This is a genomic window from Mycobacterium sp. 1245852.3, assembly GCF_001669335.1.
Taxonomy (GTDB): domain Bacteria; phylum Actinomycetota; class Actinomycetes; order Mycobacteriales; family Mycobacteriaceae; genus Mycobacterium; species Mycobacterium europaeum_A.
The window spans coordinates 1-2,279 of the sequence record NZ_LZLL01000101.1; the positions used below are offsets into that span (position 1 = coordinate 1).

Annotated in this window: 3 protein-coding genes; all 3 read right to left on the bottom strand. The window is 70.3% G+C overall.

Annotated features, from left to right (window positions below):
* Nucleotides 1-23: 23 nt before the first annotated feature.
* Nucleotides 24-1,082, bottom strand: a complete 1,059-nt coding sequence (locus tag A9W96_RS04385; RefSeq protein WP_066880363.1) for a PhoH family protein — start codon at nt 1,080-1,082, stop codon at nt 24-26.
* A 56-nt stretch (nt 1,083-1,138) separates the two neighbouring features.
* Complete coding sequence (locus tag A9W96_RS04390) at nt 1,139-1,987, bottom strand: 16S rRNA (uracil(1498)-N(3))-methyltransferase (protein ID WP_066869559.1); 849 nt, start codon at nt 1,985-1,987, stop codon at nt 1,139-1,141.
* A 23-nt stretch (nt 1,988-2,010) separates the two neighbouring features.
* Nucleotides 2,011-2,279: DnaJ C-terminal domain-containing protein (locus tag A9W96_RS04395; RefSeq protein ID WP_304441729.1), on the bottom strand; the 269-nt coding region annotated here is incomplete at its 5' end.

A 2,279-nucleotide genomic window follows, 5' to 3' on the forward strand; every position in this document is an offset into this window, starting at 1 on the left:
CATGAAATCCGCTCACCGCACCATCATCGACGACCGCGCGAGCCCGTCGCCCGCCGCGCCGCCCGGTTCAATGTCAGGCCGGGCTCGTCAAATTTCGCATAGGCGTCGACGATCTCGGAGACCAGCCGGTGGCGAACCACGTCCACGCTGGTCAGCTCCGCGACATGGATGTCATCGACGCTGTCCAGGATTTCCATCGCCGAGCGCAGGCCCGACTTGGCGCCGCCCGGCAGGTCGACCTGGGTGATGTCGCCGGTGACGACGATCTTGGATCCGAAGCCGAGCCGGGTGAGGAACATCTTCATCTGCTCGGCGGTGGTGTTCTGCGCCTCGTCGAGGACGATGAACGCGGAGTTCAGCGTGCGTCCCCGCATGTAGGCCAGCGGCGCCACCTCGATGACGCCGGCGGTCATCAGTTTGGGGATCAGTTCGGGATCCATCATGTCGTAGAGCGCGTCATACAGCGGCCGCAGATACGGATCGATCTTCTCGCTGAGGGTGCCGGGCAAAAAGCCAAGGCGCTCACCGGCTTCCACGGCTGGGCGGGTCAGGATGATGCGGCTGACCTGTTTGGTCTGCAGCGCGCTGACCGCCTTGGCCATCGCCAGATAGGTCTTGCCGGTGCCGGCCGGGCCGACCCCGAAGACGATGGTGTTGGCGTCGATGGCGTCGACGTAGCGCTTCTGGTTGAGCGTCTTGGGCCGGATGGTCTTGCCGCGCCGCGACAGGATGTCCAGCGTGAGCACTTCGGCCGGTGACTCGTTGTCGGTGCCGGCCAACATGGCGACGCTGTGGCGAACCACCTCCGGGGTCAACGGCTGACCGCCGGCGACGATGGCGACCAGCTCGGAGATCACCCGCTCGGCGAGCGCGACGTCGGCGGGTTCACCCGCGACGGTGACCGCGTTGCCACGCACGTGCAGGTCGGCTTTCAGGCTGCGCTCGAGGGCCCGCAGGTTTTGGTCGGCCGAACCCAACAAGCCCATCACGACATCGGGCGGAACGTCGATGCTGCTGCGAACCTGAGCAGAGGTCGGGACGGCTCCGGCTGCGTCAGCAGCGCTGGTCTCGCGGGGCGTCACGTGGCTCTCGGTGCCTGCTTTCTCGGCTTGTCGGTGGGTTGCTGGGCCGTCTCAGTCTACGCCGAGGGCCCGGATTGGTCAGCGTTCAGCAACGTACTCGACGTCGGGTCGGTGTCGCGAACCCGCAGCGTGTGGCCGTTTGCCGGAACGTCGCTGCGCTGGTCCCACCTCGGGGTCAGCACGCCGAGGGCGCCCAGCGCGACCGCCGCGGCGCTCGACGTCCGCAGCACCTGGGGCCCGAGCCGCACCGCCGTCGCGCCCGCCTCGGACAGCGCCGCCATCTCGTCTTCCGCGATGCCGCCTTCCGGACCGACCACCAGCAGCAGCGATTCCGCTTGAGCCAGCCCGACATCCGCGAGCCGGTCGGTGGCCGACTCGTGCAGGGCGAGCGCCGTCGCGCCGGCGGCCACCTCGTCGCGGATCCGCCGGGTCAGCTCGGCGGTGGACAGCACGCCATCGACCGGCGGGATGTGCGCCCGACGGGATTGGCGGGCCGCCGACCGGGCGACGGCACGCCATCGCCGCAAACCCTTGTCGACCCGGTTGCCCTGCCAGTTGGCCACGCACCGCGCGGCATGCCAGGCCAGGAACGCGTCGGCGCCCGCTTCGGTGGCCAACTCGATGGCCAGCTCCGAGCGCTCCGACTTCGGCAGCGCCTGGACCACCGTCACCCGCGGGGATCCCGGGGGAACGGTCCAGCGTTCGAGCACCCGCGCGCGCAGCCCGTCGCGCCCGGCGTGCTCGACCTCGCAGTGGGCCAGGGCCCCGGCGCCGTCGCCCAGCACCAGCCGCTCGCCGGGGCGGATGCGCCGCACGGTCGCGGCGTGGAAACCCTCGTCACCGCCCAGCACGGCCAGCGAGCCGGGCTCGGGCAGATCGTCGAGGTAGAACAGGGTCGCGACCATGTGCGCGCCTTCGCGGCTCCCCGCTAGCGTCCGGTGAAGGTTTCGCGCAGCCGGCTGAACAAGCCGCCCCCGGCGTGCGTCGAGCGGACCTCGGGCACGTCGCGGTTGCGGCGGGTCTTGAACTCGCGCAGCAGTTCGGTGTCGCGGTGGTCCAGCCGGGCCGGAACGACGACCTCGACGTGCACATGCAGATCGCCGCGGGTGCCGGAGCGCAGGTGCGGCATGCCGTGGCCGCGCAGGGTGATGACCGACGCCGGTTGGGTGCCGGGCGGGATGGTGATTTCGCTGACGC